The following is a 13424-nucleotide window of genomic DNA, read 5'->3' as shown; positions in this document are numbered from 1 at the left end:
CAGGAACAGCAACTGCGCCATGACGTCGTTCGCCGACGCGTCGTCGATCTGCACCCCGAGGAAGATGATCCTTTCCTCGAAGAGCTTGTTGTAGGGGTTGGACTCCTTGACGCCGTAGCTCGTCCGCTCGACGAACGACGGCAGGATGTAGCGCGACTCGGGGGAGGCCGGCGCACGGCCGCCCGGGACGTGGAGTTCACTCATCAGCGTCTCCTCAGGCGCTCGTGCCGTTACCGCTGCTGCCGACACCGGAAGCGCGGCTGATGACGCGGTCGATGAGGCCGTACTCGACGGCCTCGTGGGGGTCGAACCAGCGGTCGCGGTCGGAGTCCTCGGTGATCTTCTCGACCGTCTGGCCGCTGCGCTCGGCGATCAGCTCCGCGAGCTGGCGCTTGAGCTTGCGCATCGACTCCGCGCGGATCGTGATGTCGGTTTCCGTGCCGCCCAGGCCACCGAGGGGCTGGTGCATCATGATCTGCGAGTGCGGCAGCGCGTAGCGCTTGCCGGCTGCCCCGGCGGTGGCGAGGAACTGCCCCATCGAGGCCGCGAGGCCCATGACGACGGTGGACACGTCGGGCTTGATCAGCTCCATCGTGTCGAAGATGGCCATGCCCGCGGACACCGACCCGCCGGGCGAGTTGATGTACAGCGTGATGTCGGAGTTGTCGTCCTCTGCTGCCAGGAGGAGCAGCTGCGCGGAGATCTGGTTGGCGATCCCGTCGTCGACCTGCTGGCCGAGGACAATGATGCGCTCCCGCAGGAGCCGCTCGTAGACCGAGTCGTTGAGCGTCATCGACCCGCCGGCGGAACGCATGACCGCCCCGGACGGGTCGGAGAGGTGCTGACTCACCTGTCCCTGCTTTCCTCGAATGGGGTTGCTGACGTCGGTGTTCGGACGCCGGGCCCCGCGGTGCCCGCGTCGGTCGCCACCGACACTAACGAGCGCCGGGCGCCCCGACGTCCCTGCACGGGCCGTGTTCGCTCACGGCTCACCGGATCCCGCGAGGGCGCGCCGGGTTCAGGCCTGCGGCGCGGAGGACGCGCTCGCGGTGGCCTCCTGGTCGGTCGTGACGACGGGATCCGCGCCGTCGTCACCGGCCTCGTCGTCACCCGACGCGGCGGTCGCGGTCTCGTCGGCGACCTCGGCCGCGGCCTCCCCGTCCTCCGGGGTCGCGGACCCGAACAGCTCGGAGAGGTCGACCTCCGCGCCGTCGGGGCCGGTGATGGTCGCCGCCTGGACGACCGAGGCGAGCGCCTTGCCGCGCCGCACGTCGGCGAAGATCGCGCCGAGCTGGTTGGCCTGCTGCGCCTGCTGGATGTACTCCTCGGGGCTGATCCCGAAGCGCTGCGCCTGCATGAAGATGCGCTCCATCAGCTCCTGCTGGTCGACCTGGACCTCGCCCTTCTCGGCGACCTCGTCCAGCAGCAGCTGCGTCTTCACGGCGTGCTCGGCGTTGGTGCGGATCTCGGCGTCGAACTCCTCGCGGGTCTGGCCCTGGGACTCGACGTACTGCGTGAGGCGGGCCTCGTCGTGGTCGAACTCGTGCACCGCCTCGTGGGCGCGCACCTCGACCTCCTGCGCGACGACGGACTCGGGCACCGGGATGTCGGCGGCCTCGAGCAGCGCGTCGAGCACCTTGTCGCGCGCTTGGCCCGCCTGCTCCATCTTCTTGACTCGGCCGTGGCGCTCGCGCAGGTCGGCCTTCAGCTCGTCGAGCGTGTCGAACTCGCTGGCCAGCTGGGCGAACTCGTCGTCGGCCTCGGGGAGCTGCCGCTCCTTGACCGTCTGCACCGAGACGGTAACCTCGGCCTCCTCGCCGGCCTGGTCGCCCGCGACGAGCGTCGTCGTGAAGGTCTTGGTCTCGCCGGCCGACATGCCCTCGAGTGCCTCGTCGAGGCCCTCGATGAGCTGGCCGGAGCCGACCTGGTGGCTCATCCCGGAGGTCTGGGCCTCCTCGACGGCCTCCCCGTTGACCGTGGCCGACAGGTCGATCACCACGAAGTCGTCCTTCGCGGCGGGACGCTGCACACCGGTGAGCGTGCCGAAGCGCGCCTGCAGGCCCTTCAGCTGGTCGTCCACGTCCTCGTCGGTGACCTCGGCCGAGTCGACTGACACCGAGATCGACGAGTAGTCCGGCAGCTGGATCTCGGGCCGGATGTCGACCTCGGCGGTGAAGGCGATCTTGTCGCCGTCGTCGATCGAGGTCACCTCGATCTCGGGCTGCCCCAGCGGGGTCACCTGGGCCTCGCCGACGGCCTCGCCGTACTTCTCCGGGACCGCGGTGTTGACGACCTCCTCGAGGACGACACCGCGGCCGAGGCGCTGGTCGAGGATGCGCGCGGGAGCCTTCCCCGGCCGGAAGCCGGGGATGCGGACCTGCTGGGCGATCTTCTTGTACGCCTGGTCGAAGGTCGGCTTGAGCTCGTCGAACGGCACCTCGACCGCGAGACGGACGCGCGTCGGAGACAGGTGCTCGACGGTGGACTTCACAGCTCGTTCTCCTCCAGGGCGGGACTGCCATCGCGGCCCGGCGGCGGGGCCGACAGCTGCTCCACACCCGGGACCCCAGGGGGATCCCGCCGGTGTCGTCGGCAGGTCGGCACGCCCGCCCGGGCGTCGCGGGCGAGTCTAGACGTGCGGGCCGACATCGTGCCGTAGCGGCCCTGAGCTGGGCGGACAGGCCACGGTCCCACCTAGGGTCGGCACCCGTGACCCGCCTCGGACTCGGCCTGGCCGCGCTCGGGCGGCCCTCCTACATCAACCTCGGGCGCGACGGGGTGCACCGCTCCCCCGACGACCTGCGCGCGCTCGCCCACGAGACGCTCGACGCCGCGTGGGAGGCGGGGGTGCGCCGGTTCGACGCGGCCCGCTCCTACGGGCGCGCGGAGGAGTTCCTCGGCTCCTGGTTCGCGGCGCACCCCGGACGCCGGGCGGACGCGACGGTGTCCAGCAAGTGGGGCTACCGCTACACCGCGGACTGGGACGCCCACGCCGAGGTCCACGAGGTCAAGGAGCATTCCCTCGCGCACTTCCGCACGCAGTGGGCGGAGACCCTCGAGGCCCTCGGCGGCCCCCCGGACCTCTACCAGGTGCACTCGCTGACCACCGACTCCCCGCTCCTCGACGACCCGGCCCTGCTCGAGGCGCTCGCCGCGACCGGCGCCGAGCACGGCGTCCGGCTCGGGTTCTCGACCTCCGGGGCCGACCAGGGCGAGGCGGTGCGCCGGGGGCTCGCCCTCGCCGTCGGCGGGACGCGCCTGTTCACCGCGGTGCAGTCGACGTGGAACCTGCTCGAGCCCGCCGTCGGGGACGTGCTGCGCGACGCGCACGACGACGGGGTGCTCGTGCTGGTCAAGGAGGGGGTCGCCAACGGCCGGCTCGTGGTGGAGCCGCCGGCGGCCGTGCGCGAGGCCGCCGCGCGCCGGCAGGTCGGACCCGACGCCGTCGCGCTGGCCGCGGTCCTCGACCAGCCGTGGGCCGACGTCGTGCTCTGCGGCGCCGCGGACCCCGGGCAGCTGCGCTCCAACCTCGACGCGGCCAGCGTCGTGCTCACCGACGACGAGCGCGCCGCCCTGGCCGGGCCCGCCGAGGCGCCGCGCGACTACTGGGCCCACCGCGCCGGGCTGCCCTGGGTCTGACGAGCCCTACCCACCCCCAGATCACCTCACACCGATGTGGTTTGGGACGGTGGGCGCCGCCAGCGGCACGACGGTTCGCGAGAGGGGCAGATCTCCATGGGCATGGCACGCAAGGCCGGTCGCGCGTTCGAGCGGTTCCTCGGGGTGTTCGACGTGATGGCCGGGTACGGCACCCGCCGCGGGCGCCGTGCTGCCCCGAAGAGCACGGCGGCGCGTCGGCGCTGAGCCGACCTCCGCGTCACCCGGTCGTCCGGGCGGGGAGTCGGGGCCCCGACCGCGACGACGGGGTGGCAGCGACACGGGTAGGCCGCGTCGCCCCCGGGCACACTGCGGGTCAGCCCGTGATCACCGGAGGGAACCCGCCGTGCCCGCCGCGCCTGCCAAGAGCTCGCCCGCCAGGAGCTCCAACGACTTCACCAACGCCTACCGCCACGGCTTCGTCCGTGTCGCGGCGGCCACGCTGCGCACGACGCTGGCCGATCCGCCGGCGAACGCCGCCTCGCTGCTGGCCGTCGCGCGCGAGTGCCACGACGAGGCCGTCGGCCTGGTCGTCTTCCCCGAGCTGACGCTCTCGGGCTACTCGATCGAGGACCTGCTGATGCAGGACACCCTGCTCGAGTCCGTGCAGACGGCGCTCGCGGACGTGGTGGCCGCCTCGGCCGACCTGCTCCCGGTGCTCGTCGTCGGCGCCCCGCTGCGCCACCGGCACCGCCTGTACAACTGCGCGGTCGTCGTGCACCGCGGCCGGATCCTCGGCGTCGCGCCGAAGTCCTACCTGCCGACCTACCGCGAGTTCTACGAGCGCCGGCAGGCCGCGGCCGGCGACGACCAGGGCGGCACGATGCGGCTGCTGGGTGCCGACGTCCCGTTCGGGCCCGACCTGCTCTTCGCCGCCGAGGACGTGCCGGGCCTCGTCCTGCACGCCGAGATCTGTGAGGACATGTTCGTGCCGGTGCCGCCGAGCGCGGAGGCGGCGCTCGCCGGCGCGACGGTGCTGGCGAACCTCTCGGGCAGCCCGATCACGGTGGGCCGGGCCGAGGACCGCCAGCTGCTGTGCCGCTCGGCCTCGGCGCGTTGCACCGCCGCCTACGTCTACGCCGCGGCGGGCGAGGGCGAGTCGACCACCGACCTCGCCTGGGACGGCCAGACGAGCATCCACGAGAACGGGGCGCTGCTCGCCGAGACGCAGCGGTTCCCCGCGGGCGAACAGCACAGCGTCGCCGACGTCGACCTGGATCTGCTGCGCGCCGAGCGGCTGCGGATGGGCACGTTCGATGACAACCGGCGCCACCACGAGCACCGTCTCTCAGACTGGCGCACGGTGACCTTCAGCCTCGACCCGCCGTCGGGAGATCTGGGCCTGCGCCGCGAGGTGGAGCGCTTCCCGTTCGTGCCCGCCGACCCGGCGCGCCTGGAGCAGGACTGCTACGAGGCCTACTCCATCCAGGTCGCCGGGCTCGAGCAGCGGATGCGGGCGCTGCAGCAGCCGAAGATCGTCATCGGGGTCTCCGGCGGGCTGGACTCCACCCACGCGCTCGTCGTCGCCGCCCGCGCCCTCGACCGGGCCGGGCGTCCCCGCAGCGACATCCTGGCGTTCACGCTGCCGGGCTTCGCCACCGGCGAGCACACGAAGGGGAACGCCCAGCGGCTGTGCGAGGCGCTCGGGACGAGCTTCACCGAGATCGACATCACCGAGACCGCGCGCCTCATGCTGCGCAACCTCGACCACCCGTTCTCCCACGGCGAGCCGGTCTACGACGTCACCTTCGAGAACGTCCAGGCCGGGCTGCGCACCGACCACCTGTTCCGCGCGGCGAACCAGCGCGGCGGCATCGTGCTCGGCACCGGGGACCTCTCGGAGATCGCGCTGGGCTGGTCGACGTACGGCGTCGGCGACCAGATGAGCCACTACAACGTCAACGGCGGCGTGCCGAAGACGCTCGTGCAGCACCTGATCCGCTGGGTGATCTCCTCGGAGCAGTTCGACGAGGCGGTGGGCGAGGTGCTGCAGTCGGTGCTCGACACCGAGATCACCCCGGAGCTCGTGCCCGCCACCGAGGACGCCCCGGTGCAGTCGAGCGAGGAGATGATCGGGCCCTACAACCTGCAGGACTTCAGCCTGTACCAGGTGCTGCGCCACGGGGCGCGGCCGTCGAAGATCGCCTTCCTCGCGTGGCACGCGTGGCACGACGCCGATGAGGGCCCGTGGCCGCCGAACTTCCCCGAGCACGACCGCGTGGCCTACCAGCTGCCGGAGATCCGCCACTGGCTCGAGGTGTTCGTCCAGCGCTTCTTCCAGTTCGCCCAGTTCAAGCGCTCGGCGATGCCGAACGGGCCGAAGGTGTCCGCGGGGGGTTCGCTCTCGCCCCGCGGCGACTGGCGGGCGCCCTCCGACTCCTCGTCGACCATCTGGCTGGACGAGATCGCCCGCGAGGTCCCCGAGGAGTGGCCGGCACCCGCCCGCCGTCGGTGGCTGCGCTAGACAGCGCCGCCGCTACTGCTGGCGCTGGGCGAGGCCCTTGAGGCACCAGTCGCCCTTGGTCTCGCCGAGGACGAGCTCCGAGGGCAGCGTCTGGGTCTGGCCCTGGACCGACAGCGTCAGGTCGACCGGGGTGCGCGCCTCGGTCTGGATGAGCGTCGTCGTCGGGCCGGCGGGCGCGACCTTGGTGATGTACTGCAGAACCTGCGGCGAGAGCTGCGTGACCGACTGACCGTTCTCGCCCTTGCAGGAGAGCGCGTCGAGCTGCGCGGCATCCTTGGACGAGAGCGCCTGGGTCACCTGGTTCGCGGTGTCCTGCGGGTCGCCGGGGCCGAGCAGGTAGCCGGGCCACACGAGCGCGCCGAGCAGCAGCGCGATGATGGCGCCGACGAGGATGCCGCCGGCCGCGCCGAAGGCGAAGCCCTTGCGCATCTCCTTCTTGTAGGCCTTGTCCTCGGCGTCGGCCCACTCCTCCTCGCCGTCGCCGGTCGTCGCGGTGCCGGTCGACGTGGTGCCGGTCGACGTGGTGCCGGTCGACGTGGCGGTGGACGACGTGGTCTCCGCCTCGTCGTCGGGCAGCGTCGCCGCGGGCACCGTCTCGGCGGCCGGCGTCGTGTCGGCGGACTCCTCGTCCTTGCTCGACGCCTCGCCGCTCGCCGTGTCGCTCGACGTTCCGGTGGTGGTCGTGCCGGTGGTGGTCGCCTCGTCGGCGTCGTGGCCATTGCTGCCGGCGGACCCGGAGCCGTCGGCCGCCCCGGTCGTCCCGGTCGGGGTCGGCGTGTCGGCGGCGTGGTCCTCGCCGTCGACGCCCGCCTCCGCGGCGCTGGTCCGTCCCTCGCTCATCGCGGGTCCTGCTCCCTTCCGGGGCACGTCCGTCGTGCCGGTTCCTCGGTTCATCGACCCCCACCGTGCCTCATCGGCCACATCGCCCGACCGGCGGGGACCCGTAGACGGGGTGGCCGCGTCGTCGTCGTCCCCCGCAGGGCCCGGACGTGACAGGGTGCCCGGGTGAGCGCCCCGGGCCAGAAGGACGTCCTGCACCGGTACCTGCGCCAGGGCCGCGAGGTGGTGCGCTGGAAGCTCGACGGGCTCGGGGAGTACGACGTCCGTCGCCCGATGACGCCGACCGGCACCAACCTGCTCGGGCTGGTCAAACACCTCGCGATCATCGAGTCGGACTACTTCGGCGAGGTCTTCGGCCGCCCCTTCGCCGAGATGGCCGGCTGGTTCGAGGCGCACCCCGAGCCCGACGCGGACATGTGGGCGACCGCCGAGGAGTCCCGCGCCGACATCCTCGACCTCGCCACCCGGGCCGCCGAGCACTCGGACGCCACGATCGACGAGCTCGACCTCGACTCCCCCGGCCGCGTCCCGCACTGGCCCGACGAGCGCGCCGACGTCACGTTGGGGCAGATCCTGGTGCACGTCGCGACGGAGACCCACCGGCACGCAGGCCACGCCGACATCTGCCGCGAGCTCGCCGACGGCGCCGTGGGCCTGCGCCCGGACAACCCGAACATGGGTGGCAACGAGGCGGCTCGGCTCCTCGGGCACCGGGCGCGGCTCGAGCGCGAGGCCCGCCGCGCCGCGGGTGCGACCTGACCGCCGGCTCGGCGACGGCGCCGCTCAGGAGATCGCCGGCGGCACCTGCGACTCGCTGCGAGCCCGCCGGGCGATCGCCTCGCGGGTGAGCCAGCGCGCCACCTCGACCAGCTTCATGTTGGTGTCCTGCGACGAGGTCACGAGCAGCCGGAACGCCTCGTCGTCGTCGACGGTGAACCGCTCCATGAGGATGCCCTTGGCCTGCCCGATGACGTCCCGGGTCTCCAAGGCGTGGCCGAGCTGGGCGGCGTGGTCGGCGCCGTGGAGCAGCATCGCGGCCTGCAGGCCGAACAGGCCGGCCGTGAGCTGGGCGGACGGGTCGAAGACGCCGGGGTCGTGGGCGTAGAGGTTGAGCGCCGAGCGGGTCGCGCCGTGCACCGACAGGGCTACCGACATGAGGGCGCGGTAGCCGGCCTCGGCCGCGGCCGGTGCGAACCGCGGCCAGCGTGCGGCGTCGTCGCCGGCGAGGTCCTGCGCGAGGACGACGCCCGAGGCGGGCGGCGCGTCGGCCGCCGTCACACAGGGACCCTCGCCGAGCCGCGACTGGAGCTGGTCGAGCGCGTGGATCTCGTCGCTCGTCGCGTGGCCCGAGCTCACGGTGCCGCCGTCGGTCCGGGAGATCCCGCCGCCCTCGACCTTCGGAATGGTCACGACCGCGGAGTGCACCAGCCGGTCCAGGGTGAGGTCGAGGTCGCGGATGCCACGGTCCTCGGTCAGCCGCCGCGCCGCCTCCCGTAGGGAGGCCATCAGCTCGTCGTGGGTCAGGCCGTCGTGGTCCAGGTCGTCGCGGGTCAGCTCGTCGCTCGGCTCGGACACGAGGGTCCACCGCCTCGAGGTGTCGCCCCGGCGGGGCCGGGGCACGGGGCATCGGGTCACCAGGCCGTGTGGTCGACCGCCGTCGACCACGCCTTCGCGGCCGGCTGTCGGCCTGGCACCGTCACCCTCACCGCGGAGTGCCGTCCCGACGACGAGGGCGGCCGGGGCAGCGTGGTCGTGACGGTGGCCGACGACGGGCGCTGGCTACCGGTCGCCGACCCCGGCTACCGGGGGCGCGGCCTGGCGCTGATCATGTCGTGCTCGCCGGACACCGACATCCACACCGACGACGGCGGCACCCGGGTGACCCTGCGCCACCTGCTGTGAGCCGTCGGACGCGGACGACGACCCGCCGTCCTCGGGACCGAGGAGCCGCCGGAGCACCTCGTCGGTCGCCGGGTCGGCGCTCACGGGTCCCTGCACCGCCCGCAGCCGGCGCAGCCGCCACTCCCACCGGGAGTGCTCGACGCGGTCCCGGACGAGGTCGTTCCTCGCCAGCACGGCAGCGCTGCGCTCGAGGACGTGCTGCGCGCGCTTGAGCGCCAGCGCTCTCACCCGGGGGCCGCGCACGGAGCACCGCCTCCCCCCGAAGATCGTTCAGACCCGCTGCTCGCCGGTCTGTGGGGCGTCCGTCGTGTGCTTCTCGATCGTCTCACCCTGGAGCCACTGCGCGACCCGGGCCAGCTTCATGTTGGTGTCCTGCGAGGCCCTCGTCAGCATCTGGAAGGCCTCGGCGTCGTCGACGCCGTAGCGCTCGATGAGGATGCCCTTGGCCTGCCCGATGATGTCGCGGCTCTGCACCGCGGTCTCGAGCTGCCCCACCTCCCGGCTGCCGTAGAGCAGGGTCGCCGCCTGGACGCCGAAGAGCGCCGCGGTGCGCCGGGCGTCCTCGTCGAAGGCGTGGGGCTCCGAGGCGTAGAGGTTGAGCGCGGCGCGGACGCCCTCGGCGAACGCCAACTGTGTGGAGAGCACGGACCGGTAGCCGGCCTCGACGGCGTGCGGGCCGAACCGGGGCCACCGGTCGCCGTCGGGGCCGGCGATGTCGTCGGCCTGGACCACGCCGTCCTCGGCGGGCTCCTCCATGGCGCTGATGCACGGCCCCTCGTGCAGCTCGCTCTGCAGCCGGTCGAGCTCGGTGACGCCGGGCGCGCTCGGGTTGCGCGAGGTCACCCGACCCTTCTCGGTCATCGAGATGCCGCCGGCGTCCGCCCCGGGGACGAGCGCCACGGCGGCCTCGACGATCTGGGACAACGTCGCGTCGAGGTCGCGGAGGTTGCGTTGCTCGATGAGCTCACCGGCGGCACGGCGCAGCGACACGACGAGATCGGCATCGACCGACACAGGTGCTCCGTTCAGGATCAGCCCAGGGGTGTCGACCCCGAACGCACCCGTCGCCCTGCGGGGCGGGTGCGCTTCGACAAGACCAACCGACGGCCAGATGCTCGACCTCGCCGTAGTGTATCCCGAGCGATGATCACGGCGAGCTAGCCGATGGCGGACGGGTCGCGGCCCGGCCGCGGCGGGACCGTCGGTCGCTCTCGGGAGGTGATGCGCCGGCCTCCCTGCAGTCAGCGCTGCGGAGCGCCATCCTCCAGGTCGGCAGCACCGGGCTTTCGACCCGTGCCGTCAGTTCGTGGTCGGGGGCGGCGGGATTCGACCCCGCGGCCCCTCGCTCCCACAACGAGGAAAGCCCGGCCCGCACCGCCCGCCACGTGCGGCAGAGAGGACGGTGCGGGTCGCCGCGTCAGGCCTCGATTCGGACCGTTCGGGCCCCACTGCGGACATCGAGCACTCACCGCATCGCAGATCTTCGTGGGCCCGTTACTCCGACTTGACCTCGCGGTTCGTCGCTTCGCCGCGACCCGATCAGCCGAAGATCGGATCGCCGGGAGGCCGATCAGGGACGGTCGTCACCACGCTGAGCAGCATCACGGCTCGGTCTTGTGCTGGTCTCGTCATAGTTCCGGTCCGTTAGACGCGGGCGGGAGCACTCCAGTCGAGAACCTGCTCGGGCAGTGGGCCGGGAGGCGGCTGCGACAGATCCAGGCCGTAGATGTTCATCAGGTACTCACGGAACTCCACATCGAACGACTCTTCGGACGTGGCGAGGAGCTGCAGAGCCCGCCCGGGATCATCGGCCTCCATCACCATGATCTCCATCGGGCCTGCCGGGGTGTGGTGAACGAACACACCTTGGCGCGTCACGCCTTGGCGCATCCGGGCAGCCGTGTACTCCTCCCTCCGCGGACCGGCGAACTCGTCGAGAGCGTTGCGCCAGTCGGCGTACTTGTCAGGCGGAATAGGCATCGCAATCACGATCATGGGCATCGGACACTCCAATCAACACCGGTTAGCACTACTCATCGTGATGGCCAGGGAGATCAACGAGACCTAATTATCACCCGATACTACTATCGTCGCTGCGAAGAGGCGGCACGAGATTTCTCTGAGTTACCAGACCCACGCGCGTAAGGTCCAATCGGTACATGCGGTCAGGATGGACTCGTCATCCTCGGCGGGCTCCGCCGCTCACCAAAGCCGTCGAGGGAGAGCCCCCTCCCCGACCACCACCCCACCGAAGACCCGCACCCGAGCTCGTCCGGCTCTCCCGAGGCCGGTGCCCGGTCCGGGGCGGAGCGCCTGGCGCCGAAGGTCGTCCGCATCCGGCACCGTCGCCCTGGTCTGGGTGGTCGCTGTAAGCCCCGTGCGGCACGGCGGCCGGGGAGCGCCCGCTGCACGGGCCGAAGGCAGGAGTGCGGAAGGGGGCGGACCGGCAGAGCTACGCGCGAGAGCTAGGAGTGCTCATCGTGCCCGCTGGAAGCGTCGGGCCCAGCTTCAGCCGTTGACTCGGATCGGACGGGTTCGTCGCTGCGGCTCGATGCGACCCGGAGACTCGGGCCGCTCTGGTCGTGAGCAACACCCCGGAGGTGCGGCGGGCCGGGTTCGAGGGCCTGGGTGACCTGCGGCTCGATGTGGGCCTGCCCGGAGTGCGCCGCCAGGGTCGCCGCGAAGCGGGCCGAGGAACTGGCCACCCTGCTCGACGCGGTCCACGCGGCCCGGGGCTCGGCATTCATGCTCACCATCACCATCCGCCACAACGCGCGAGACCGGCTCGGGCTCAACCGCGACGAGCGAGCCCGCCGAGGGGTGCTAGATCAGCGCCGCCAGTGGCGCAACCGCCTCGAGAAGCTCGACACCCGCCGCATGATCCGCAAGGACGCCGAAGCCCACGGTTGGGACGTCGACGAGCACCAGGCCGACGCAGACGATGTCGAGAAGAACAGCCTACGCCGCGAGATCACCCGCACCGACCCGAACATGGTCAACGTCGGTGCCTCGGCCCGCGCGCAGGCAGAGCACTTTCGCAGCATATCGGGGGCTTCCCAGTGCGACCCGATGACGCGCATGGGCCACGACAGCATGCAAGCCGCGCTGATCGACCAGCACAAGACATAAGGTGCGGATCGCAAGATCGGACCGTCTCGAAGCGCTGATCCAGAGCCGCTGGGACACCGCCGGTGATGCCGGCAAGGCGTCGAGCGCTTCCCGACGCTGCGGCTGCACGACCTGCGCCACACCGTCGTGAGCGTGCTGCTAGCGCCAGAGGTGGCTCCGCACGTCGTGCAGGCCACCGCTCGGCACGCGGACGCGGAGATCACCCTCGCCATCTACGCCCACACCAACCTCGACCAATGCGCGAGGACGTCGACCTCATCGACTGGGAGGACGACGAGACCCCGGAGGAGGCGCCGTGAGCCCCCGTTGGTGCAGTGCGGGGGCGTCCTCCCCCTGCACCTCCCCACGCAGCATCCGGCAGGTCGATCAGTGTCGGGGTGGCGGGATTCGAACCCACGGCCCCTCGCTCCCAAAGCGAGTGCGCTACCAAGCTGCGCTACACCCCGTTGCCGACGAGTGTAGGGCGCCCGCCCCGGCGGAGATCAGAGGATGTCGACGGGCGTGCGGACGACGTCGTCCGCACGCGTCCTGACGCGTCAGTCCAGACCGCGGATGATGTGGTCCTCGTCCGTGTCGATGATCGTGTCGCGCTCCGTGTCCATCCTGGGCTCCCTTCCGGCGGCTGCTGATCCCCGAGACTCATCGTCGTCGGCTCGGCGGCCCTACCGTGAAGTACCAGGTGGGGGTCACAGATCGAGTCCCCGAGGGAACCCGCGACCAGCGGCGATGCAGGGTGTGTACCCGGTCACGAGGTCGTGGTCGAGGGCTAAACCGTGACAGAGCGTCTACTGAACGATCCAGTAACCGGCTGGACCGTGACAGAGCGGCGCACGGATGGAGCAGGGGACCCGGAGAAAGCCCGCCGCGACGCCGTCGACGCGGCATCGGATACGGTAGGCACGGCCCAGGAATGGGCCGCGCGGGCGTAGCTCAATGGTAGAGCCCCAGTCTTCCAAACTGGCTACGCGGGTTCGATTCCCGTCGCCCGCTCCACAACGTTTGAGCAGGTCAACGGCCTGCGCCCCGGCGTCCGGGGCATGCTCTAGCTCTGGGTCGTGCCACACCCGTGCCAGTCCTTGCTCCTCGGTGCTGCTGTGCGAGCCTCGCGTCGCCGCTCACTGGCGTGCTGCGGGTGCTGCAGCCGAGCGCTCAGCTCAGACAGTGGGTTGAAGACCCAAGCGGGCGCAAGAAACCAGGTGACATCCGCCAGGACCCGGTGGGGACTCGCTCGACCGGATTACGATCCGGCTTGCGGAAGCCCGCCATATCCTCCTCTGCGAGCCGATCGAGGGAGAGGGCTGCGGATGATGCGATGAATGGGGCGGGGCCTCCCGCTCCTCGCGGCTCCCGGGTGATCCTCGGGTTGCTGAACACCATCGATTCGGGGAGGCCCCTGTGTCCGGATGTTACGAGAACAGGCAACGCATCGGGA

General features: G+C 71.7%; 13 protein-coding genes and 2 tRNA genes. 7 read left to right on the top strand and 8 right to left on the bottom strand.

All coding sequences use genetic code 11. The features are described 5' to 3' along the window. The 3 genes from VGH76_RS26790 to tig all read right to left on the bottom strand — a co-directional run. A partial coding sequence (locus tag VGH76_RS26790) for an ATP-dependent Clp protease proteolytic subunit (protein ID WP_331559819.1) occupies positions 1-204 on the bottom strand: 204 nt, incomplete at its 3' end. Positions 205-214: 10 nt separating this feature from the next. Continuing rightward, positions 215-814, bottom strand: coding sequence for an ATP-dependent Clp protease proteolytic subunit (locus tag VGH76_RS26785; protein ID WP_331559820.1), 600 nt, complete (start codon positions 812-814; stop codon positions 215-217). A 204-nt stretch (positions 815-1018) separates the two neighbouring features. Beyond that, entirely contained in the window at positions 1019-2491 is a 1473-nt protein-coding gene (gene tig / locus VGH76_RS26780; RefSeq protein WP_331559818.1) for a trigger factor, read from the bottom strand. Positions 2492-2709: 218 nt separating this feature from the next. Here tig and VGH76_RS26775 point away from each other — a divergent pair, with 218 nt between their 5' ends. From VGH76_RS26775 to VGH76_RS26765, 3 genes are all read left to right on the top strand, one after another. Continuing rightward, positions 2710-3639, top strand: coding sequence for an aldo/keto reductase (locus VGH76_RS26775; RefSeq protein WP_331559817.1), 930 nt, complete (start codon positions 2710-2712; stop codon positions 3637-3639). 96 nt (positions 3640-3735) lie between these two features. Continuing rightward, on the top strand, positions 3736-3864 hold the full coding sequence (locus VGH76_RS26770; RefSeq protein WP_331559816.1) for a hypothetical protein: 129 nt from the start codon (positions 3736-3738) through the stop codon (positions 3862-3864). A gap of 139 nt (positions 3865-4003) precedes the next feature. Then, the gene (locus tag VGH76_RS26765; RefSeq protein ID WP_331559815.1) at positions 4004-6121 is read left to right on the top strand and encodes an NAD(+) synthase; all 2118 of its coding nucleotides are present in this window, start codon (positions 4004-4006) and stop codon (positions 6119-6121) included. Between the two features lie 12 nt (positions 6122-6133). On the opposite strand, the gene VGH76_RS26760 is transcribed toward VGH76_RS26765, so the two are convergent. Then, positions 6134-6961 carry a hypothetical protein gene (locus tag VGH76_RS26760; RefSeq protein ID WP_331559814.1) on the bottom strand — a complete coding sequence of 276 codons (828 nt, stop codon included), beginning with the start codon at positions 6959-6961 and terminating at the stop codon, positions 6134-6136. A gap of 165 nt (positions 6962-7126) precedes the next feature. On the opposite strand from VGH76_RS26760, the gene VGH76_RS26755 reads away from it, so the two are divergent. Beyond that, positions 7127-7720: a DinB family protein gene (locus VGH76_RS26755; RefSeq protein WP_331559813.1), complete on the top strand. Its 594-nt coding sequence runs from the start codon at positions 7127-7129 to the stop codon at positions 7718-7720. Positions 7721-7744: 24 nt separating this feature from the next. On the opposite strand, the gene VGH76_RS26750 is transcribed toward VGH76_RS26755, so the two are convergent. After that, the gene (locus VGH76_RS26750; RefSeq protein WP_331559812.1) at positions 7745-8536 is read right to left on the bottom strand and encodes a GAF and ANTAR domain-containing protein; all 792 of its coding nucleotides are present in this window, start codon (positions 8534-8536) and stop codon (positions 7745-7747) included. 66 nt (positions 8537-8602) lie between these two features. Here VGH76_RS26750 and VGH76_RS26745 point away from each other — a divergent pair, with 66 nt between their 5' ends. Further along, entirely contained in the window at positions 8603-8863 is a 261-nt protein-coding gene (locus tag VGH76_RS26745) for an ATP-binding protein (protein WP_331559811.1), read from the top strand. A gap of 270 nt (positions 8864-9133) precedes the next feature. Here VGH76_RS26745 and VGH76_RS26740 read toward each other — a convergent pair whose 3' ends face one another. Both VGH76_RS26740 and VGH76_RS26735 read right to left on the bottom strand, forming a co-directional pair. Next, the gene (locus tag VGH76_RS26740; RefSeq protein ID WP_331559810.1) at positions 9134-9877 is read right to left on the bottom strand and encodes a GAF and ANTAR domain-containing protein; all 744 of its coding nucleotides are present in this window, start codon (positions 9875-9877) and stop codon (positions 9134-9136) included. Positions 9878-10507: 630 nt separating this feature from the next. Continuing rightward, positions 10508-10864 carry a hypothetical protein gene (locus VGH76_RS26735; protein WP_331559809.1) on the bottom strand — a complete coding sequence of 119 codons (357 nt, stop codon included), beginning with the start codon at positions 10862-10864 and terminating at the stop codon, positions 10508-10510. 627 nt (positions 10865-11491) lie between these two features. Between VGH76_RS26735 and VGH76_RS26730 the strand changes: the two genes are divergently transcribed. Next, positions 11492-11992 (top strand): hypothetical protein, encoded by a 501-nt coding sequence (locus VGH76_RS26730; protein ID WP_331559808.1) that lies wholly within the window; start codon positions 11492-11494, stop codon positions 11990-11992. Positions 11993-12364: 372 nt separating this feature from the next. Here VGH76_RS26730 and VGH76_RS26725 read toward each other — a convergent pair. Next, positions 12365-12438, bottom strand: a tRNA-Pro gene (locus tag VGH76_RS26725). A gap of 473 nt (positions 12439-12911) precedes the next feature. Between VGH76_RS26725 and VGH76_RS26720 the strand changes: the two genes are divergently transcribed. After that, a tRNA-Gly gene (locus VGH76_RS26720) sits at positions 12912-12985 on the top strand. The last annotated feature ends 439 nt before the right edge of the window (positions 12986-13424 follow it).

This window comes from Actinomycetospora sp., from assembly GCF_036497585.1.
In the GTDB taxonomy this organism is placed as follows: Bacteria; Actinomycetota; Actinomycetes; order Mycobacteriales; family Pseudonocardiaceae; genus Actinomycetospora.
The sequence above is the reverse complement of the archived record's forward strand: the minus strand, read 5'-3'. Positions and strand labels throughout refer to the sequence as shown.